General features: G+C 38.9%; 13 protein-coding genes. 5 read left to right on the top strand and 8 right to left on the bottom strand.

Annotation, left to right across the window (positions count from 1 at the left end):
* Genes xseB through AC6CH7_RS10085 form a run of 3 tightly spaced genes read right to left on the bottom strand, consistent with a single transcriptional unit; the run spans position 1 to position 2585 of the window.
* The gene (gene xseB / locus AC6CH7_RS10095; protein ID WP_498262576.1) at positions 1 to 201 is read right to left on the bottom strand and encodes an exodeoxyribonuclease VII small subunit; all 201 of its coding nucleotides are present in this window, start codon (positions 199 to 201) and stop codon (positions 1 to 3) included.
* Complete coding sequence (gene xseA, locus AC6CH7_RS10090) at positions 179 to 1570, bottom strand: exodeoxyribonuclease VII large subunit (protein ID WP_498262575.1); 1392 nt, start codon at positions 1568 to 1570, stop codon at positions 179 to 181. Before xseA ends, xseB begins: the two co-directional genes overlap by 23 nt.
* Entirely contained in the window at positions 1545 to 2585 is a 1041-nt protein-coding gene (locus AC6CH7_RS10085; protein WP_498262574.1) for a S66 peptidase family protein, read from the bottom strand. Before AC6CH7_RS10085 ends, xseA begins: the two co-directional genes overlap by 26 nt.
* A gap of 171 nt (positions 2586 to 2756) precedes the next feature.
* Here AC6CH7_RS10085 and AC6CH7_RS10080 point away from each other — a divergent pair, with 171 nt between their 5' ends.
* The 3 genes from AC6CH7_RS10080 to AC6CH7_RS10070 are packed head-to-tail and all read left to right on the top strand — an operon-like array spanning position 2757 to position 6548.
* On the top strand, positions 2757 to 3782 hold the full coding sequence (locus tag AC6CH7_RS10080; RefSeq protein ID WP_498262573.1) for a DUF6807 domain-containing protein: 1026 nt from the start codon (positions 2757 to 2759) through the stop codon (positions 3780 to 3782).
* A gap of 36 nt (positions 3783 to 3818) precedes the next feature.
* Complete coding sequence (locus AC6CH7_RS10075; RefSeq protein ID WP_498262572.1) at positions 3819 to 5180, top strand: 3-keto-disaccharide hydrolase; 1362 nt, start codon at positions 3819 to 3821, stop codon at positions 5178 to 5180.
* Positions 5181 to 5189: 9 nt separating this feature from the next.
* Positions 5190 to 6548, top strand: a complete 1359-nt coding sequence (locus AC6CH7_RS10070) for a Gfo/Idh/MocA family protein (RefSeq protein WP_498262571.1) — start codon at positions 5190 to 5192, stop codon at positions 6546 to 6548.
* Positions 6549 to 6650: 102 nt separating this feature from the next.
* Here AC6CH7_RS10070 and AC6CH7_RS10065 read toward each other — a convergent pair whose 3' ends face one another.
* From AC6CH7_RS10065 to AC6CH7_RS10055, 3 genes are all read right to left on the bottom strand, one after another.
* A complete protein-coding gene (locus AC6CH7_RS10065) occupies positions 6651 to 8336 on the bottom strand; it encodes a sodium/sugar symporter (protein WP_498262570.1) in 1686 nt (561 codons plus the stop codon).
* Positions 8337 to 8450: 114 nt separating this feature from the next.
* Positions 8451 to 10415 carry a hypothetical protein gene (locus tag AC6CH7_RS10060; protein WP_498262569.1) on the bottom strand — a complete coding sequence of 655 codons (1965 nt, stop codon included), beginning with the start codon at positions 10413 to 10415 and terminating at the stop codon, positions 8451 to 8453.
* A gap of 14 nt (positions 10416 to 10429) precedes the next feature.
* A complete protein-coding gene (locus AC6CH7_RS10055) occupies positions 10430 to 11866 on the bottom strand; it encodes a 3-keto-disaccharide hydrolase (protein ID WP_498262568.1) in 1437 nt (478 codons plus the stop codon).
* A 482-nt stretch (positions 11867 to 12348) separates the two neighbouring features.
* Here AC6CH7_RS10055 and AC6CH7_RS10050 point away from each other — a divergent pair, with 482 nt between their 5' ends.
* Together AC6CH7_RS10050 and AC6CH7_RS10045 are read left to right on the top strand one after the other, a co-directional pair.
* The gene (locus tag AC6CH7_RS10050; protein WP_498262567.1) at positions 12349 to 15072 is read left to right on the top strand and encodes a PQQ-dependent sugar dehydrogenase; all 2724 of its coding nucleotides are present in this window, start codon (positions 12349 to 12351) and stop codon (positions 15070 to 15072) included.
* A 264-nt stretch (positions 15073 to 15336) separates the two neighbouring features.
* Complete coding sequence (locus AC6CH7_RS10045; RefSeq protein WP_498262566.1) at positions 15337 to 18432, top strand: PVC-type heme-binding CxxCH protein; 3096 nt, start codon at positions 15337 to 15339, stop codon at positions 18430 to 18432.
* A gap of 5 nt (positions 18433 to 18437) precedes the next feature.
* On the opposite strand, the gene AC6CH7_RS10040 is transcribed toward AC6CH7_RS10045, so the two are convergent.
* Positions 18438 to 19118: a hypothetical protein gene (locus AC6CH7_RS10040; protein ID WP_498263093.1), complete on the bottom strand. Its 681-nt coding sequence runs from the start codon at positions 19116 to 19118 to the stop codon at positions 18438 to 18440.
* Between the two features lie 112 nt (positions 19119 to 19230).
* Positions 19231 to 21201, bottom strand: coding sequence for a family 20 glycosylhydrolase (locus AC6CH7_RS10035; RefSeq protein ID WP_498262565.1), 1971 nt, complete (start codon positions 21199 to 21201; stop codon positions 19231 to 19233).
* Positions 21202 to 21203 lie beyond the last annotated feature (2 nt).

Genomic DNA, 21203 nt, shown 5'->3' with positions numbered 1-21203 from the left:
TTATTGGTTCTCCATTTGCTTAATGATCTTGTTTACTTCTGCTTCTGTTGCCCTTAGTTTGGTTTGGCAAAACTCAATCAGTTCCGATGCACGCTTAACCTTATCAGCAAGTACATCTACTGAAACAGATTCATTTTCTATTTCCTGTGCAATCTCAGTTAGCTCCTTATAGGCAGCCTCATATGTTAAATTCGTTCCCATTGTATCTGGATTTAGATTTTACTTTTGTCTTTATTTCTGTTGTAGCTAGTCTGACTGTCAATTCCTGGCCGGCTTCTACCCCATCTGCATTGCTTACAATCTTGCCGTCTATTTTTATGATTGCAAAGCCTTTATTGAGGATACTTTGCGGACTCATCAATTTTACCAGCGATTGAAAGTGGCCGATATAACCTATTTTATTAGCAAAATACATTCTACTATATGATTGCAGGTTGCTGCTCAGGTTACTGAGGTCCTTACGTCTGTTTGAGATGATTATTTTAGGATTGGTGAGTATCAGGCTGGACAAATTCAAAATACTTCTATGATGCTCATGTAACAGGTTTCTTGTCGTATTTATAGTTATCTGATTCAAATGATTAAGCCTGTCTTTATGATGATTGATCATTTGGTAGGTTTTAATAAGCATCATTTTTTGAATACTTAATACCAATTCCTCAAATGCCCTGTTGTGCGCAATAATTAGCTCAGCTGCCTTTGTTGGTGTTTTGGTCGAAGTATGTGCCATAAGATCGGCAATAGTTTCATTCTTCTGGTGTCCTATCCCTGTAATTACCGGAATGGGAAATTTAGCGATTGCCCTGCTCAGGTCGTAGTTATCAAATATGAGAAAATCGGTTTGCGAGCCACCACCTCTAATGATTACCACAGCATCGTATGATTTAGCAGATTGGTATACTTCTATAATCTTGTTAAGAATCTGTTTGGCGTTTACATCGCCCTGCACCAAGGTAAAATAGCTATCAATTATAAAACTGTAACGGAATGAGTTGTTTTCCAGCGTATGCTTAAAATCCATATAACCTGCAGAGGTATCTGAGGATATAACAGCAATATGCTGTAACACCTTATTTAATTGCAGGCCACTGTTTTTAGTAAAGTATTGCTCTCCCCTTTTTTTAATGAATTCAGGGTTTTCCCTGACCAGCCTTTCTAGGGTATCTTTTCGCTGCTGTTCAAATAAGCCCAGGGTAAAGTTGGTATCTATATCTATCAGATTTAGCTGAAGACCAAAAGCAGGGTTATATTGAACAGTAACCTGTACCAATACATTAATATCGTTTTTAAACTTTTGTCCGGTTGCCTGTTCAAAGTTGGCGATGTTTACAGAGGCGTTTCCCCAAGCTCTTCCGGCAATTTTAGCGAAAATCCTGTTAGATGATTTTTCTTTCTCTACCAGTTCAAAATAATGATAGTTGCTTTTTGGCTTGTAGGTATAATTGGTAACATCGGCAATTACCCAAAAGGTTCTTTGTCCGAATACCCCATCTATTGCCTGCTGGATTTGACCGGTAAGCTCAGAGAGTTTTATGGAAGCAGGATTAGATGGATACAAGGGAACTGCCATTTTCATCTACATTAAGAATATGCTTAACACCGCATTTGAGTGCAAAGTTATTGATTTGATGACCCACAGGAAAATCAAAACATACAGGATAATCATATTCCTTTATTTTTTCTGTTACGATCTCGTAAACTGTTCTGCCAAATTCTTCGCCCGGAGTTTCTTCTTTTAAGCTAAAGCCACCTATTATTAATCCTTTAAGCTTATCCAATTTTCCGCTGCGTTTAAGGTTCCAGAACATTCTGTCGATACTGTACAGTTCTTCATGTGTGTCCTCAACAAATAAGATGGCATCATCGATTTTAAGATCGGAATTGCTTCCCGACAGGGTTTCAATCAGGCTAAGGTTGCCGCCTACTAAAACACCTTCTATTTTGCCCGGTCGGTTATAACTTACCGGTGGCGCAGTGTATTTAACATCCTCGCCGGTTAGCACCTGTCTTATCGAGAGTATAGTTTCTATTTGAATAGGTTTTGCCAGCAGCCAATCTTTTGGAAAACTGTTACACATTTTTGAATGTATGGTTGCAATACCATAATTGCTATTAATATGCGTATGTAGAACGGTAATATCACTAAATCCTATTATCCACTTCGGGTTGGCTTTGAATTTTGTAAAATCCAGCTTATCAATTATCCGTACCAGCCCATAGCCCCCTCTGGCACACATAATTGCTTTGATATTGGGATCATCCAGCATGCGTTGCAGATCTGCTGCCCTTTCCCGATCGGTACCGCCAAGTGAAAAGTCTTTGGCCCCTATCGTTTTCCCGGTTTCGATCTTAAAGCCCCAGCTTTGCATCAATTGTACCGATGGCTGGATGTCTAACACGGAGATATAGCTAGCCGGACTTGTTATTCCTATTGTGTCGCCCGGCTTAAGGTACGGCGGTATTTTTGATTTGGCCAGCTCTGGGGCTAACCCTTTATTTACCGCCCCGGTATTACTCCATACCTTTGAGGTTGAAGCAGATACTCCGGCTGTAACAACAAAGGAAAGAAAATGTTTACGGTTCATTTTGGGTGGCTTTTTCTATATACAATTATAAGGCTAATTGCTGAAATCTGAAGGCATTCTTCGCAATCGTTTTCGTAATATTTCAATATCAAAATGCATTTTTCTGGGGAAATTCAATTCCAAGAGCGGTATATTAGTTAACCAAATATGTTTAAAACCTGGACAATCTGAATGAAAAAATACTTGATTATTGCCTGTTGTTGCTTTAGCTTAAGTGCTAATGCGCAAAATAAAAATGTTTCTCTTGTAAGAAATGATCAGGAGCGCAAAGTTGATGTGCTGATAGATGGCAAGCCTTTTACCAGTTTTATCTATCCCGAGAATATGGAAAAGCCCATACTCTATCCGATACTTGCTGCCGATGGGGCTATTCTAACCAGGGGCTTTCCTCTAAATAAACGCGAGGGCGAACGTGTGGATCATCCGCATCATGTAGGCTTGTGGCTTAACTATGAAAGTGTAAATGGGCTCGACTTCTGGAACAACTCTTTTGCTATTTCTGCCGAAAAGAAAGTAAAATATGGATGGATCAGGAATGTGAAGGTTAACAAAGTTGAAAATGGCAAAGCCAGTGGTAAATTAAGTTACACCGCAAACTGGGAAAACCAGGCCAAAGATATACTGTTAAAAGAGCAAACTACATTTGTTTTCTCTGGAACAGATAATGCCAGAATTATTGACAGAATAACTACACTTACTGCTCAAAAAGACACTGTAAAATTTAAAGACATTAAAGATGGCATGCTCGGCATCCGTGTTACCAAAGAGTTGGAATTCCCTTCAAATAAGGTAGAAGAATTTACTGATAGTCAAGGGAATATAACAAAAGTTTCAGCATCAGGTAACGGTGCAAACGGCACCTATTTAACCAGTGCCGGTAAAAAAGGTAATGATGCCTGGGGCACCAGAGGTAACTGGTGTGTTTTATATGGCGTTAAAGAAGGCAAACCGCTTTCTGTCGCAATCATAGATCATCCTAAAAACCCCGGCTATCCTACTTACTGGCATGCACGTGATTATGGTTTGTTTGCCGCCAATCCACTTGGGCAGGCCATATTCAGCGAAGGAAAAGAATCTTTAAATCTAACCCTAAAACCTGGAGCATCTGTGACTTTTCGTTACAGAATCCTTGTGGGTTCTGGCACAGAAATTTCTGCTGATGCATTGAACAAGCAAGCTGCCAATTTTGGAAAATAACCTTTAAACATAGATTAAAACAAATAATACACACTAATGAAAAAAACAAAGTTACTGATTGTTGCTGCCCTAATGTTTGGAACCACTCCGTTTACATTGCAGGCGCAAACAGGGAAATGGCAAAATCTTTTTAACGGAAAAGATTTACAGGGATGGAAACAATTAAACGGCAAAGCAAAATATGAAGTCGTAAATGGAGAGATTGTTGGAACCACGGTTTCAAACACTCCTAACTCATTTTTAACAACAGAAAAAAATTATGGTGATTTTATACTTGAAGTAGAGTTATTGGTTGATAATTCTATGAATTCGGGTATACAAATCAGAAGTGAAAGTAAAGAAGATTATAATAATGGCAGGGTCCACGGTTATCAGGTAGAAGTTGACCCGTCTGACAGAAAATGGAGCGGAGGATTATACGATGAAGCACGTCGCGGATGGTTATATCCTTTAGACATTAACCCCAAAGGTCAGGCGGCTTTTAAAAAGGATCAATGGAATAAATACCATATCGAGTGTATAGGTAACTCTATAAGAACCTGGGTTAATGGTGTTCCTACCGCAAATGTTGTGGATGCAATGACTCCTTTCGGTTTCATCGCTTTACAGGTACACGCTATTGGAAAAAATGACTCACCAGGTAAACAGATCCGCTGGCGTAACGTACGTATCCAGACAGAAAACCTTAAACCATCTAAAATTGATGACATATATGTAGTAAACATGGTTCCTAATGATTTATCTAAGCAGGAAAAAGCAGAAGGTTTTTCTTTATTATGGGACGGAAAAACTACTAATGGCTGGGTTGGTGCATACAAAACTAAATTCCCTGAAAAAGGATGGGAAATTAAAGATGGCGTACTAAGCGTTGTAAAATCTAACGGCGCAGAATCTACTAATGGTGGTGATATTGTTACTGTTAAAGAATATGGTGCTTTTCAGTTGAAGTTTGATTTTAAACTTACTGAAGGAGCCAATAGTGGTGTTAAATATTTTGTAACACTATCTGAGAAAAACACAGGCTCAGCAATTGGCATGGAGTATCAAATTCTTGATGATGAAAGACATCCGGATGCTAAGCTAGGTAAAAACGGCAACCGTACACTTGGTTCTCTATACGACCTTATTACAAGTAAAAAAATCCCTAATGCGCAAAGAAAAATTGGCGAGTGGAACAAAGGATTGATCAGGGTATTCCCTGACAACAGAATTGAGTACTGGTTAAATGGCTTTAAGGTTGTAGAATTTACCAGAGGAACTCCGGAATTTCTTGCCTTAGTTGCAGGCAGTAAGTATAAAGACTGGAAAAACTTCGGAATGGCTCCTAAAGGGCATATTTTGCTTCAGGACCATGGTGATAACGTTTCATATAGAAGTATAAAAATTAAACAACTTTAATCATAAATCATGTTAGATTCAAGAAGAAAATTTATTAAGCAATCTGCCATCGCAGCTGCTGGAACCTATTTAGGTACTATGGGTTTAAGTGCAAAAAGTTATGGAAATATTATTGGTGCAAATGATCGGGTAAGAGTCGGTGTGGTGGGATTTTCCGACCGCTTTAAAAGTTCCCTGCTGCCTAGTTTCCTAAATCACCACAAGGAACTGAATTTTGATATGGTTGCTGTATCAGATTTATGGAATTATCGTCGCGGTTTGGGTGTTGATCATTTAAAGGAAAAGCTTGGCCACGACATAACTGCATGCCGCAATAACGATGAATTATATAGTTTAAAAGATATTGATGCAGTTATTATCAGTTCACCGGATTTTGCTCATGCTTCTCACGCAATTGAGGCCGTAAACGCCAAGTGTGATGTGTATTGCGAAAAGCCTTTTGCTGAAACTATGGAAGATGCAAGAGCAACCTTAAAAGCCGTAAAAGCTTCGAAACAGATTTTGCAGATCGGCTCGCAACGCAGAAGTGGTGCAAATTATAAGGCAGCTTCTCAATTTATAAAAGATGGCAAGTTTGGTGACGTTACAATGGTAGAACTGAGCTGGAATGTAAACCAGCCCGGACGCTGGCGCAGGCCTGACCTTGTAGCTAAACTAAAACAAGAAGATACTGATTGGAAACGTTTCTTATTAAACCGTCCGTTTGAGGAATGGGATCCACGTAAATATTTAGAGTATCGTTTATTCTGGCCGTTTTCTTCTGGAATGGCTGGCCAATGGATGTCGCACCAAATTGATACGGTACACTGGTTTACAGACTTAAAACACCCAAGAAGCGTGGTAGCTAATGGTGGTATTTACCAGTGGAAAGATGGTCGCAGAAACTGGGATACTACTACTGCTGTATTTGATTATGGCAAGCCAAATGATCCTGATAATGGATTCCAGGTGGTATTTACTTCAAGAATGCACAATGGAGATGAAAACCCTGCTGAGATTTATTACTCAAATGGAGGAGAAATGAACCTGAATACCAATACTGTATCTCCTAAAGGTGGTCTTACTGCTAAAGCTGCTGCTGAAATGAATATGAAAGCTAATTTGTTGCCTGAACTTAAGCTTACTGAGATTGCCGAAAAGGTAGCGGCTTCTGCTAACACTGGTGGTGATAAACTAACTTCAGCTCACATGCGCAACTGGATGGAATGTGTACGCAGCAGAAAAGAAACAAATGCTCCTGTTGAAGCTGGTTATTATCATTCAATTGCAAACATTATGACTAATGCATCAGCAAGAACTGGTCAAAAGGCTACGTTTGATGAAGCAACACAGGAAGTAATGGTTGGTGGTAAAGTGTTTAAATACTAGCCACCATCATCTCTCCTATCGTCGAGATGACGTAAATGGCAAAAAAAAGCAGCCTTGAAAATTCAAGGCTGCTTTTTTTTGCCATTTATATTTTCCTATATGCTACCAAAAAGCAGTATACAACGCAACTAACATTGCTACAATAATTAATGCACCAACTGCAAAAGATGTAGACACCTTAAACATTTTCGCATCAACTTCTAATCCTTTCGTTACAACACCTTTTTTGTTTTCATAGATACTGATGAAATACATTCCGATTACACAGACTGCAAATACAACCAGCATTCTATCCATAAATGGCATTTCAAATACACCAGCTGAGTTGGCTACAGACCATCCATAATCATGTAACGGAGCTAAATCTATCCATCCTGGTAAGAATTTTAAGATTACTGAGGTAATAAAACCACCCACAGTAGCAAATAATGCTGCATTTGAGGTCGTTTTTTTCCAGAAGAAACCTAAGATAAACATGGCAAAGATACCCGGAGATACAAAACCAGTGTATTCCTGAATGTACTGGAATCCTTGTTTTCCTTCGCCCATTAATGCATCTCCTACTATTAGAGACAACACTACAGCAAGTAACATGGAAACAACTACTGTAATTTTACCAACGTTTACCAATCTTCCTTCGCCCGCACCCGGATTAAAAGCTTTCTTGTAAATATCTAATGTAAAAATAGTGGCAATACTATTTGCTTTACCCGCTAAAGAAGCTACAATAGCGGCCGTAAGCGCAGCAAACGAAAGCCCCTTTAAACCAACAGGCAATAAGCCCAATAATGCAGGATATGCCTTATTTGGATCCTGGACACCCGATGAAGTCAATAAACTATCAGGACTAATTGCAGGGATCTTTTCTTTAATAATATAATAAACAGCGATACCAGGTATAACTACAATTACAGGCATCAGCATTTTTAAGAATGCTGCAAATAACAGACCGGCCCTTGCAACTGGCAAGGAAGCACCCAGTGCCCTTTGAGTGATGTATTGGTTACATCCCCAATAACTTAAGTTAGCGATCCACATACCCCCTATTAACACGCTTAAACCAGGAAGATCCATATAGTTAGGATTATCCTTCTTAAAGATCAGGTGGAAATGCTCTGATGCGCCGTCAGTTAAAATGGCAAAACCTTTTACAATACCTTGTTGACCAGAAATAATGTTTAAAGCAATGTAAGAAGCTACCAGTCCACCAAGTACTAAGAAAAATACCTGTATAACATCTGTATAACCAATAACTTTCATACCACCCAAAGTGATGATAATAGCGAATACGGCTAAACCAAGGATACAGAAGGTAATTGGAAGATCGGATATACCACTAATGGCCAGGGCACCAAGATAAAGGATAGACATTAAGTTTACCACGATGTAAAGCATTAACCAGAATACAGCCATAATCATTGCTACCTTTTCATTATAGCGCTGACTTAAAAACTGTGGCATGGTAAATATCTTGTTCTTAAGATAAACCGGCATAAAGAATACAGCTACAATAATTAGCGTTGCTGCTGCCATCCACTCATAAGCAGAAATTGCAAGGCCGAGCTTAAATCCTGATCCGCTCATACCTATCATCTGTTCAGCAGATATATTTGAGGCTATAAGAGAAGCACCAATTGCCCACCATGTTAAAGAGCCTTCTGCAAGAAAATAATCTTTTGAATCGGCGGTTTTGGTTTTCTTTTTATAGTAGATCCAAAATCCATAAGCTGATACGATTATAAAGTATATAAAGAATACAATATAATCGCGGTAGTCTAGTTTATTCATTGTTTATATTGGTTTTTTGAAATGAGGGACTAAAATATAAAATTAATCGGCATTCCCCACAGATATTCAAGGGATATGCCGATTAAATTAATTGGACAATAGAACTCCAGACATTTATTTATTCAAAGAGTTGATCCAGTTCGCTATTTTAATACCATCCTCTTTAGTAACCTGAGGCATCGGCGGCATTTCTGTTGCATAACCCGGCCAGTTTTGAGGCTGAGGATTGTGAATCAATGAAAGAATCTTTTCTGCCGTGTACTTACGTTTTGCAACGTCAACAAATGCAGGTCCAATTTGTTTTTTTGTAGGGTTATGGCAAGCAGTACAAGTATAGCTTGTTAATAAACCTTTAACCTGAGCATAAGTTGGAGCCGAAGTAGTTTTTGCACCACCCTCAACTGCTTTCTGTGCAGCAGTTGTTTTAGCACCAGCTGCTGTTTTTTTACCAGTTGCTTTTCCTGGAACTGCATTAGCTACCGGGTCATTTGCAGAGTTTCTGGTGCTTACACCGCTCATAGATAATTTCTCTCCGTTTGGAATGCTATTTAAAGTATAGTAAGCAATTGGGTGAATTAAATGATAAGAGTTCTCTTGTGAACGAACACCTTCAACAGTGATGGTATGGATATAATACTGACGAAGATTATCAACAATAAGTCTTGCTTTTAAACCGTCAGCCGATACTTTAACACCTTTAATTTTTAACTTTTCGTTGTTGATTGGAGGTGAGCCATAAACCGGGTGGTATTTATATAAATAGCTTTGTACATCGTAAGAAGCTATATCTTCTGCTGATTTTAAATCAACTGGTTTAGTAAATTCGATTTCAAAACCATCAGGCATTGCTCTAACAGCTTTCATTTCGAAAGGCATTTTTTCGTTGTAAACTAAACGCTCAAGACCTTCGTTTGCATCACCTGCAGATCCCCAACCACGGTTAGTTTCTCCAACAAACAATGAATTATCAGTACCCCATGCCATTCTTAATACTCCTGAACGGAAACCGCTTCTGAACATAAATGAAGCACCTTGTTCAACACCGTTTACCGTTTCGAAGAATACCCTTGAAATGATACTCATACCTTGATCACCGACTAAAATCTGACCTTCGAAAGGACCAAAAGCTCCCTGAGGAATTTTAACAGGCTCTGAAGTAGAGATACCAAGGATACCATAAGGCAACCATACAGATGGTAATCTTAATTCAGGGAAGTCTTTTTTCATTTCCCATAACATTTTGAAGTTTTCGTTCACCCTGTTTTCAGGTTTGATAGCTCTTCCTAGTGCATCTTTATCTCTTCTTTCGTCGATTTTAGATCTGAAGTATTCTTCTGTAAGTTTAACTGGAGAATCAGCTCTTCCAGTCCATCTTAATCCGGCCGGGTGACCTAAGAAATCACCTTTTTCTACTTTCCAGATTGCACCAGAACCGAACCAGTCGCCTTGGTTATCTGTGTAGTAAAGTTGTCCGTCTATTACGTTTGGACCTGCTGGAGAACGCTGACCAGTAGCCCAAGGCTGCATTTTTCCGTCTTCAGTAATGTTCATTGTCCAGCCACGCATAGGTACGCGACTTTCGCCACGATACCACATTTCATCACCAAAAGCTACGTTACCGGTAACAAAGAAAGTACCGTCTTTAGCAATTTTTGGTCCGAAACTGTACTCATGGTAATGACCGCTTAATGGCCATGCATAAACAGTTTCATAAACATCAGCCTTACCATCCTGATCTTTATCGATCAATTTGGTCAACTCACCTCTTTGTGCGCAATATAATGCACCATCTTTATAAGCAAGACCTAATATTTCATGTAAACCAGATGCAAATCTGCGGAAGTAAGGGTTTTTGCTTGTAGGATTTTCTACGATGTAAACCTCTCCTCTTCTGGTTGAGATACCAAGATCTCCGTTTGGCAAAGTAACCAATCCACCAACCTCTAAAATTGGTCCTTCGGGTACTTTTACCTTATTTATTTTGAAGAAATCTTCTTCTTTTGGTGTTTCCTGGGCAAACACCGTTGCAAAACTAAAGCTTAAAGCCAGCATTGCCAGCGTCTTAAAAGTGTATTTCATTATATAACCCCTTTTTAGAATAAAATAGAATAATTTAACTTACCACGAACCAGAACAACAAGTTGTTTTCTGCCGTCTACATCCCTGATAACAGGTTTGTCTTTGGTATCGTCAAATTTTAAATAAAAAGACTGTCCGTCTACAAGGTAAAGTCCCTTAGAAACTTCCTCAACACTTGAAGCATCAGCTATTAATGCGTAAATGTTATCACCCGGTGTTTCAAGAATAATCTCTCTGCTTAATCCCTGGCCTTTTTCAATTGCTTTGATGGCGTCAGTAACTTTAGTGCCATAAATGTTATAGTTAAATGTAGGACGTTCCTGAGCATCTAATGTATAACCTTTGGTTTTAAATCCTGTACCAGTAGTATCGACCAACCATGCTCCCTGAGCATCGGTAAGTTTAGCTAAAGTAGGAACCGGTTTTTTAGTGAAGGCAGTTACACTTCCACGAGGTCTTGATGTACCGTTACCTCTATCATGCCACATTGGTGTTGCATCAACAAACTCACCGTGCCAAGCCTGAAACAACGCACCGTTGTCCAAGTCGTAGCTAAAGTGAACCTGAGCAGGGCTACCTACAGAAATCGCGTGAACTACTTTAGGACCACCATTCGGAACATCAACAAAACTGCGGATGTTTGGTGTAGTAGTTACATCTATATATATAGGGTCAGTATCGTCACCTCTTTTTCTGCCATTTGGCGTTTCGGTAGGCAATTTTGATGTTTTGATGTTTTTGAAGGCAACAGCACCATGATCTCCTTGCAAACGTAAAGCGCCTAAAGCTTTTTCTTTATCATTTGCTCCTCTTGTTGCACCAAATAATTCGATGTTATCGTGTATAAGTACTCCATTCAATTCTATTCCTAAAATTCTTGCATTAGCTGTTTTGGTTCCTGATGCATCGAAACGAGGGGCCTGGAATGCAATTTTAATATGTTGCCACAAGCCTGGTGCTTTACTTACATTTTGACGTGGTGCATATCCCTGGTATCCTTGCTGACCTTCTGGTTTTGAATCATCCCAACGTTGATAAATTCCACCGTTGTTAGATGAGGTTGGTTTTATGATACCCCATGAATCTTCTAATTGAATCTCATAAACTCCCTGAAGATAAATTCCTGAATTTGCTCCTTTTGCAAGCAAATAATCTAGTTCAAGAACAATGTCGCCATGTTCACCGATAGTTAAAAGATCTGATCCGTGATCTTTCTTGGTAGGTACGTTTACCAGAATCCCAGTACCTTTTGCAACGTTTAATACGTTAACTTCATTTAAATTGGCGGTAACACCACCAGCAAGTGTCCAGGTCTTTCCCGGAGTCTTAAATGAAGAAAGATCTTTCAGATCAATTTCTGACTGATCCGCTAGTTGCTGACCAGACACAAGTGCAGTTCCTAACAACCAGAGAAAAGCGGTTGTTCCAAACCTTAAATAATTAAGCTTCATGTTGTGTTTTTTGGTTAAAAAAAATTAAAAGTATATAATTTCGCGTTTGTTTAAAAGGATTGCAAAATAATGATTTTGTTACAATAAACAATAACCCCTTAAAATCAATAAATAAGCCCTTAAAGTTTTGCTAAAACTATTTATCAACATTTATTAGAAGTCGTAAAAAAAGTACAGTTTTTAGAAAAACATCATTTTTTTCGGGATATAGCCAAAACAATTTTCCTGGGTGTTTTATTGAAAAAATAACGGAGATCTTTCACATGTGTATTAATAACACTAACAGCCGTGTGTATTTCTAACACTAACATTGCTCCTCACATAGTTCACACATTCTTCACAAAAGGTACTGATTGTGGTTTGGTGTGTAGAATGTGTGTTTTCAAAATAGTTTGGAAATCGATTGCGTAAAATATATTTGTTTTATGAAATATTCATTTATATTTAGTCCTCGAAACAACACACAATAATTATAACTTTTAATGAAAACTTCTTTTGCATTGTTAATTTCTGGTATTGCGATCAGTTTACTGCCGCCGTTAACCGGAACAAAAAAAACAGATACTTTGCTACTAAATGACCTTAAGCAGAGTAAGTTCAAATCAAAACTTAGAATTGACACCCCCGATCAGAACAGGTTTGTTAAAGTAAGCCTGCTTAAGGGACAACTTACAGAGCCTACTGAATTGGCAGTATTGCCTAACTATGATATTTTAGTGTCGCAGCGTCGCGGTGAAATCATGCTTTATAAGAATAGCACTAAAACACTCAAAGAAGCTGGTAAACTAGAGGTGTATTCTAAAACATTAAATACACCTGATGTAAATGCTGAAGAAGGATTACTAGGTATAGCACTTGACCCTAACTTTGCAAAGAACCAATACGTGTATGCTTTTTATAGCCCGGTAAAGCCTTCAGTAAACAGATTGTCGCGCTTTAAACTGGTAAACGACAAAATAAGCACCGCTTCTGAAAAGATTATCCTTGAGTTTTACTCGCAACGCGAAATCTGCTGCCACACAGGTGGATCCATTGCTTTTGGACCTGGTGGCTTATTGTATGTATCAACAGGTGATAACTCCACTCCTTTTGATGCACCAAAATCTAAATATGTAAACAACGGATATGCACCATTAGACAACCGTCAGGGTTTTCAGCAGTATGACGCCAGAAGATCGGCGGGTAACACCAATGATTTAAGAGGTAAAGTACTTAGAATTAAGATTAAAGAGGATGGCACTTACGATATCCCTGATGGTAACTTGTTCCCTAAAGGTCAGGAAAAAACTAAGCCTGAGATCTTTGTAATGGGAAACAGAAATCCTTATAGAATATCGGTGGATCAGAAAACGGGCTTTTTATATTGGGGCGAAGTCGGACCAGATGCGTCTAACGATGACGCTTTAAGAGGCCCAAGAGGCTATGATGAGGTAAACCAGGCACGAAAAGCAGGGTTCTTTGGATGGCCTTTATTTATAGGCAACAACTATCCTTATAAAGCGTATGATTATACAGACGGTAAAAACGGAGAAGCATTTGACCCTAAAGCTGGTTTAAATAATTCACCAAACAATACTGGTTTATCTAGTCTTCCTCCTGCTCAGCCAGCCTTTATATGGTATCCTTACGGAGAATCTAAAGAGTTTCCTCAGGTTGGTGCCGGTGGCCGTACGGCAATGGCTGGTCCGGTTTATTATTCAAGACCAGGCGCTTCGCCATATCCCTCTTATTATGATGGTAAATTGATTATCTATGAATGGATCCGAGGATGGGTAAAAGCGGTAACTATGTCGCCAGAAGGAGATTATTTAAGCATGGAGCCAATGTTAGGTGAAATTTCTTTAGCTGCCCCTATTGATATGGAACTTGGCCCTGATAATAAATTATATATTCTTGAATATGGTAAAGGATGGTTCACAAAAAATCCTGACGCTGGTATTGTAAGAATTGATTACATGGCTGGTAACAGACCTCCTATTGTAAAGAATCTTGAAATTGAGAAAACAAGTGGTTTATTGCCATATAAACTTGTAGCTAAAGTAGATGCAACAGATCCTGATGGCGATGCGTTAACATACGTATGGAACTTAGGAAAGGGGATTAAAAAAACTACTACCTCTCCAGAATTACAATATACATTTGCAAAAGCAGGTGAATATGCAATTAGCGTTCAGGTAATTGATAAAGATAAAGCTTCTTCAAAAAGTAACACTGTAACGGTATATGCAGGAAACGAAGAACCTAAAGTTGATATCACATTAACCGGAAATAAGAGCTTTTATTTCCCTGGAAAACCAATCAATTATCAGGTATTGGTTTCAGACAAAGGCGCTGCTGTAAATAAAAGCAGAATCTATGTATCAAATACTTATACTGAAGGATTGGATATGGCTGGAGCTAAATTAGGTCATCAACAAGCTGCCCAGACGCTTGTTGGTAAAGCCATAATGCTTAAAGCTGATTGTAGTACCTGCCATAAAATCTCTACAAAATCAATTGGACCGGCATTTACAGCGGTGTCTTCTAAATATCAAACAAAAGCTAAAGCGGCTGATTACCTTACTTCTAAAGTAATTAATGGTAGTAAAGGTGTTTGGGGCGAAGTTCCAATGCCTGCCCACCCTACCATGAAGGCTTCTGATGTTAAGGAAATTGCAGAATGGATTTTGACTTTAAGTGCTAAGTCGACAACTGGTCCTTCTTTACCTGCAACAGGTAAGATCGTACCTCCGGCAGAAACCAATAAAGATAAATCTATTTTAAATCTTAAAGCGACTTACTCTGATTTAGGTGCTGCTGGTTTGAAACCTTTAGCGAATACTAAAGTGATTAATCTAAGAAGCAATGTTATATATGCTAATGATATTAAGGATATATCAGATTTCGGACGCAAAGATGCTGATGGAGTTCAATCGTTGATATTCCCTGAAAAAACTGGCTGGGTTAAGTTTAAAGGTATCGATTTAACTAATATTGCCGCGTTTAATTTTGGATTGGCTAATGCAGACGCTGATTACAGTGTCGAGATCAGATTGGGTGGTAAAGATGGTGAAGTAATTGGAAAACAAGGCTCTGCTTCGACGGGTGTATCTATAAGCCCTGTAACAGATGGTAAATTCCATGATGTTTATATAGTGGTTAAAGCTGCTCGTGAAGGCGTGAAAGACAGACCTCTTTTAAAATCGATAACAGTGAAGCCTATTTAAGGAATTTAATTAAAGTACCCGTTTTGATGCACCCGTCGTCCTGAATTTATTTCAGGATCCCGGGTAGCAAACTAAAAAGAGCTGTATCATAATAGATACAGCTCTTTTTAGTTAAAAAACTTCGCTATTCTGCCAATTAAATAAAATCAAAGCAATCGATTGCTTTATTAGATCTTTTTTATAAATTCGTTTACCAAATATGCTGCGATGTATTTAAATAAGTTAACTGCTTTTAAAAAGTAAATCGCTTTAAACTGTAAAAAAATGGCCATTAATTTCACCAAAACATCACTGTTCGCTACTAAGATTATTTTTGTTCTATTTCAACCTGTATTGCTTTTAAAAACATGTACTCCTGCTGTTAGTGAGCAGAGATCAGGATTAAAGGTGCAAATTGATTCTCCTTTAACGGAATCAGCAAAACACCTACCCGGCAATAGTCTGGCTGGTCTGCGTACATTTCCGGGTTTACATGTTCAAACCATGGCAACTGAGCCCACATTAATAAACCCAACTAATATTGATGTAGATGAAAAAGGCAGGGTTTGGGTAACCGAGGCTTATAATTACAGGTTCGAAATAAACAACAATAAGCCCAAACCAGAAGGCGACAGGATTTTAATATTAGAGGATAAGGATGGTGACGGGCATCTGGAAACAAGCAAAACATTTTATCAGGGAGCTGAAATTAATGCACCATTAGGTATCTGCGTACTGGGGAACAGGGTTATTGTTTCGCAAAGTCCTTATGTGTGGGCCTTTTATGATGATGATGGTGATGATAAGGCCGATCGCAAAGAAATCCTGTTTCAGGGAATTGGCGGCGAGCAACATGATCACGGCATCCATACCTTTACTTTTGGTCCGGATGGAAAGCTGTATTTCAATTTTGGAAATATGGGGCAAACACTAAAGGATAAAAACAACAAAACAGTGCTTGACCAGGATGGTGACGAGATTGGTCCTAAAAAGTATAAAGAAGGTATGGTATTTAGATGCGACCCGGATGGATCTAACGTGGAGGTTATTGGACACAATTTTAGAAATCCTTTTGAGGTTGCAGTTGATAGTTACGGTACGGTTTGGCAAAGTGATAACGATGATGATGGCAATAAAGGTGTTCGGATTAATTATGTAATGGAGCATGGTAATTTCGGTTTTAAGGACGAAATGACTGGCGCATACTGGCCTTCAGAAAGAATTAACATGGAGGACTCTATTCCGCTACGTCACTGGCATTTAAATGATCCTGGAGTGATTCCAAACCTTTTGCAAACAGGCTCAGGATCTCCTACTGGAATACTCATTTACGAAGGTTCATTATTACCGGCTCAGTTTCACAATCAAATGATTCATTCAGAACCCGGACATAATGTTGTAAGATCATATCCCGTAAGGAAAAACGGAGCCGGCTATTCGGCAGATATCATTAACATATTAAGTAATGATGGGGATCAGTGGTTTCGCCCGGCAGATGTTTGTATCGCTCCTGATGGCTCATTAATAGTTGCCGACTGGTATGATCCTGGAGTTGGCGGGCACAGAGTTGGCGACCTGGAACGCGGACGCATTTATAGGGTTGCTCCTTCAGCTCTGGCATCAAAGTATGTTGTTCCTAAATTTAATTTCGACACCCCTAAAGGCGCTATTGAGGCATTACAGAATCCGAATTTAGCAGTCCGCAGGCATGCTTATCTGGCCTTGGTTGCAATGGATAAAAAAGCCATCCCGGTATTGAATAAACTATGGCACTTAACAGCCAATCAACGCATGAGGGCCAGAGCATTATGGATTTTATCTAAATCATCTGATTCAAAGAAATATTTAGATGAGGCCATTCATGATAAAAACCCCGACATCCGTATTACTGCTTTAAGAGCCATCAGACAAACGAAGTTAAATCCAATTGATTATGTAAGGCAATTGGTAAATGACACCAATATAGAGGTTTTAAGGGAGTGTGCGATAACGCTTAGACATAACAACGCAGCCGAGGCAGCTGAACTTTGGGCTAAGCTGGCAACGAAACATAACGGAACCGACAGATGGTATCTGGAAGCCTTAGGTATTGGCGCAGATAAGCAATGGGGCGCTTATTTAGCAGCATATTTAAAAGAAACAAAAGATCCATTATCGAGCGCAGGAGGGAAAGATATTATTTGGCGATCGAGAACGGCATTAGCCCTGCCCTTTCTTGAAAAATTAGCATCCGATCAAAGTACCCCTTTAGATAAAAGACTTAGGTATTTCCGCGCATTTGATTTTATTGCTGCACCTGAAAAGACTAAGACACTACTGTCGATGCTGGATAAAAACACTGACCTTTCAACGTCTTCCATTATTCTTAGCTTAATAAATGCTAAAGAAGTAACAAGTTCTGCTTCATCATTAAATGTCTTAAAGAAAGTCCTCGATTCAAAATCGGGAACCTCCGAATACCTTAATTTGCTTACGAAATATCAAATTAAAACAGAAGGTGCTAAATTGTTAGAGATGGTAATTGCCAATGGAAATAATTCTGTTGGAGTTGATGCGGCAAGACTTTTAATTGATTTTAAAGATACTGAGCGCATTAAAGACGTAATTAAAACTAAAGACATCAATAAAACGGCCCCTATTTTTGAAGCGCTTGGTGCTGTCGGGAATAAAGAATCTATGGCTATACTTTCTGGCGCAGTAGCAAGTACATCTAATGATAAATCGATGCGCCAAAAAGCTGTTGAAATGATGGGCAAAAGCCGGATTGGGGAAACTAAAGTTTTGGAAATGCTAAAAACCAAGGCATTGCCTGCCGATTTAATTCCGTTTGCAGTAAAAGGTGTAAGCGGATCTGGTGTTAAAGGATTATACGAAGAAGCAAAAACCTATTTGCCGGGTTCTAATGCTGATGAAGCGACAAAAGGCACAATGATTAGTTTCAATGAGATCATTGCTTTTAAAGGAAATGTATTAAAGGGAAAAGCTGTTTTTAACAAAGCTTGTTTCATATGTCACAAAGCGAACGGGGAAGGGTTAGAGTTTGGGCCAAACTTATCTGAAATTGGCGCCAAACTACCAAAAGAAGGTCTCTTTGATGCTATTGTAAGGCCATCTGCAGGTGTAAGTTTTGGTTATGAAACTTCTCAGTTGGATATGAAAGATGGTTCCAGTCTTGTCGGTATCGTTTCTAGCAGAACCGAATCTGATATTCAATTGAAATACCCTGGCGGCGCTAGTCAGAAATTAAAATCGGCTAATGTGACTTCCATAAAAGAGGTTCCAGGTTCGATGATGCCCGACGGATTACATGAAAGCATGACAAAGCAGGAGTTTTCTGATTTGCTTGAATATCTTTCGACGTTAAAGAAAAAAGAGCAATAGCATAGCTATTCTTTGGACTTTTTGCCGCCAACATTTATAACAGCGCCAATGGTAAATATTGAATTACCGGCGCTTATAAATTTGCGGCTGTTGAGTCCAAAGTTACCGCTTGATGTATACTGCAATTGTACAGCATCACTTAAGCGCATTCTGGTAAAGAAAATTGGCTCTAAAAAAGTATTACCCTCTCTGACCTGGCCTATTGAATTGCGCATAAATGTTTTCATTTGCACACTGCTGATGCGTAGTGCTGTTCCGTAATTTATAGGAAAGTCGGTACCGAATAAACGCAGGTTATTGTTTTTCTTAGAACTGTAATTTACCTGGATAAAAGTTTTGTTGTAGGTGATTTCTTCGAGATCAGTGTTTGTTAAAATATCATTATCGTCAAATGTTCTGAATGCTCTGTTTGTTTTTCCACCACCATAACCGGCATATATTTCTAGAATCCTGTTATTATCGGGGCCAAAGGTGTTAAAATATCCGCCACCAACTTCTACTAATTTGTGTCTAAAATCTTTGCTGTGCTTTTCACTGTTCATATATGCCCCGCTAAACAGTACACCAAAATGAGCTGAAACTGCATACGCGCCGTTTAAACTTGCATTGCCGCGAAAAGAGATGTGACCACCACCGCTAAACTCTCCTTTTTGGCTTAACATTGGTGTATTGGGCACATTTGGCATGTAAACAGAAGAACAAGAACTAAAAAATATTAGGGATAGATATAATAGAAGTTTGTAGTTTTTAATCATACAGAGAATCACCTTTTATGTAATACTGCTGAGACTATCAAATTTAAAGCCAAGGTACAACTGTAAACATCCATTTTTCTGGATTTTGCCAATCTTTACCTTTAAAAGAGCTTACAGGTAATTTAATGAGTATGGTATTCCAGCCTTTTTTTAATTGAACTTTTGTGGGTTCGCGGTATTCATATCCTTCATCAATAAGAGGCAATTCAAGATTGCCTTTTGCTCCTGCCTGTTTCCATAGTGGTGGTGGGATGAGTTTACCATTTACCAATACCTGGCTTTTTCTATTGTCCCAGGTTCCTTCATTGGGTGAATCTGAACCGTAAGATCTAGAGATATTATTAAAGCCTATCCAGAAGTTCTGTAATTGGTCTTTTTCACTCCAAATTTTAGTGGTAGCATACCAGGTACTGTTTTCTTCGGGTTTATCTATAAGACCTTTCACTAAAGGTCCCCACCAGTGCCGTAGAATAAAAGTCCCCCCCACGGCAGTTAATGCTGCTTTACTGGTGTCAATATCTTTTGTTTCTTCTGGATAGAACTTTTTAGTAAGATCACCCTGATTATTGAAAGGCCCATAAAATTTCCATTTCAAATGCGCCTGTGGCTGATATGGAAAAGGCAGTTTCGAGAAGTAGCGATTTTTATGTTTTATTAAACGATGCTCAAATTCTTTGAATACATTAATTTCTTCGGAACCATCTAAACCTACATAAGTTAACCAATCAGGTTGTCCTCCACCGCGCCAGCTCCTTTCGGCAAAAGCCAGCACCGCAGGATATACGGCCGTTTGCATAAAGACATCTTCTGGTTTGCTTACCCTTCGGTCTGGCCATACGCAAAGGGTACCACCCAAAGCTGCATCATTTCCTTTGTCCAGATTGGCAATCTTCCCCTTAAATATAGACACCACACTTTCCAGAGGGTCCATGTGATTAATGTATAAATGGCGCGAGTCGATATATTTTACCTTAGGATTGGCGCTAACTTTTGTAGCGTCTTCCATCCATAACTGTCTGATGGTACTTTCGGTAAACTCACCCCCCGGCTCCCATCCTATTACTTTTTTTCCCTGTTTTTCAACTAAGGAAATCACTTCTGGCAGAAAATTTTTATTGGTGATCTTTACTTCATCTGCTCCAATATGCAGGTAGGGAACATCAAAAGTATCGCAAAATTCCTTTAAGATGTTCTTTACAATAACCAACCCGCTATCGCTTTGCATATCTGTTTTCATGGCTCTTTTAAATGCCGCACTGTGCCCTGGCATATCTATTTCGGGAACTAGTGTAATATGACGCGCTTTGCAGTAACTTATCAATTCCTTGAGGTCGTTTTGAGTGTAGAACTTGCCTTTATTGCGAAGCATGGTTTCGGGAGCAGTTAGCTGTGGGTATAGCTTGCTTTCTAACCTCCATGCAATATCTTCTGTGAAATGAAAATGGAATATATTGAGCTTATATGCGGCAATGACATCAATTTGCTGCTTAAGCAAATCCATAGGTTGATAATTCCTGCCTGCATCAATCATATAGCCCCGCCACGAAAAAGAAGGCCAATCTGTAATGCTGCAAGCCGTTACGTTTTTGGCGCCATCTATTAGCTGCTTTAATGTTTGCAGACCATAAAACAACCCCGCCTTACCCGCGCCGATGATTGTTATTGCACTGACAGTGATGTTGAGTTTATATGCTTCTTCTGAGCTAGAATCTGTTGTACTAACCTTTCCCAATTCCAAAACAATGCTGGGTTCATTTGCAGTAACACCTTCTTTAATAGGAATTATTAGGCCGAGTTCTTTCAGTTGGCGCTGTAATAGCTCTGCTTCTTTTTGTAAAGAAGTACTTTTAACAACTATTCCTTTATAATTTTTAAGTGCAAACCGCTCCTTTTTCCATTCAATTTGCTGAGGCATTGGAATTAATGCCGACTTCTCATTTAAAGGTTTTGCAGCTGTTTGTGCAGCTGCACTGATGTTTAAAGCCAGCAGAAATATTAACAATGTTTTAATCATAT

Source organism: Pedobacter sp. GQ55 (assembly GCF_059758925.1).
The sequence above is the reverse complement of the archived record's forward strand: the minus strand, read 5'-3'. Positions and strand labels throughout refer to the sequence as shown.

Bases quoted from the DNA above. Each gene is read 5' to 3' on its own strand.
- AC6CH7_RS10075 (WP_498262572.1), top strand. From the start codon at position 3,819: ATGAAAAAAACAAAGTTACTGATTGTTGCTGCCCTAATGTTTGGAACC.
- AC6CH7_RS10050 (WP_498262567.1), top strand. From the start codon at position 12,349: ATGAAAACTTCTTTTGCATTGTTAATTTCTGGTATTGCGATCAGTTTA.
- AC6CH7_RS10070 (WP_498262571.1), top strand. From the start codon at position 5,190: ATGTTAGATTCAAGAAGAAAATTTATTAAGCAATCTGCCATCGCAGCT.
- AC6CH7_RS10035 (WP_498262565.1), bottom strand. From the start codon at position 21,201: ATGATTAAAACATTGTTAATATTTCTGCTGGCTTTAAACATCAGTGCA.
- AC6CH7_RS10080 (WP_498262573.1), top strand. From the start codon at position 2,757: ATGAAAAAATACTTGATTATTGCCTGTTGTTGCTTTAGCTTAAGTGCT.
- AC6CH7_RS10040 (WP_498263093.1), bottom strand. From the start codon at position 19,118: ATGCCAAATGTGCCCAATACACCAATGTTAAGCCAAAAAGGAGAGTTT.
- AC6CH7_RS10065 (WP_498262570.1), bottom strand. From the start codon at position 8,336: ATGAATAAACTAGACTACCGCGATTATATTGTATTCTTTATATACTTT.
- AC6CH7_RS10060 (WP_498262569.1), bottom strand. From the start codon at position 10,415: ATGAAATACACTTTTAAGACGCTGGCAATGCTGGCTTTAAGCTTTAGT.
- AC6CH7_RS10045 (WP_498262566.1), top strand. From the start codon at position 15,337: ATGGCCATTAATTTCACCAAAACATCACTGTTCGCTACTAAGATTATT.
- AC6CH7_RS10055 (WP_498262568.1), bottom strand. From the start codon at position 11,866: ATGAAGCTTAATTATTTAAGGTTTGGAACAACCGCTTTTCTCTGGTTG.
- xseA (WP_498262575.1), bottom strand. From the start codon at position 1,570: ATGGCAGTTCCCTTGTATCCATCTAATCCTGCTTCCATAAAACTCTCT.
- AC6CH7_RS10085 (WP_498262574.1), bottom strand. From the start codon at position 2,585: ATGAACCGTAAACATTTTCTTTCCTTTGTTGTTACAGCCGGAGTATCT.
- xseB (WP_498262576.1), bottom strand. From the start codon at position 201: ATGGGAACGAATTTAACATATGAGGCTGCCTATAAGGAGCTAACTGAG.